This is a genomic window from Streptomyces sp. URMC 123 (assembly GCF_051386515.1).
GTDB lineage: Bacteria > Actinomycetota > Actinomycetes > Streptomycetales > Streptomycetaceae > Streptomyces.
In genome coordinates this window covers 1-363 of the sequence record NZ_JBPQTV010000734.1, presented here as the reverse complement: position 1 = coordinate 363, position 363 = coordinate 1, and the positions used below count along the sequence as shown (strand labels likewise).

1 pseudogene is annotated in these 363 nt (G+C 81.0%); it reads right to left on the bottom strand.

The annotated features are described in order from the left end of the window. Positions 1-363: pseudogene (locus ACSNOD_RS31830) on the bottom strand (hypothetical protein); the annotation flags it as partial.

The window sequence follows — 363 nt, the reverse complement described above, 5'->3', positions numbered from 1 at the left end:
GGGTGATGTCGGCGTCCGGCCCGTACCCCCGGCCGTACGTGTCGTACGAGCCGTACGGGGCCGGGGCCCGCGCCGTCGTCGGCTCCCACGGCGGCTCGGGCGGGGCGGCCGGAACCGTGGGGGAGCGGTCGGCGGAGAAGCCCCCGGCGGCCGGGGCGGCGCGCGGGGTGCCGCCGGCCGCCACGATCCGCAGCAGCCGCTCGGCCTCGTCCGCCCCCATGCGCAGCGCCGGGTCCTTGCGCAGCAGCCCCTCCAGCGCGGGCGCCAGCGGGCCGGCCCGGCGCGGCGGCGGAAGCTCGGCGTCCACGATGGCGCGCAGCGTGGACAGGGGGGTGTGCTGCCGGAAGGGGGAGTGGCCCTCCA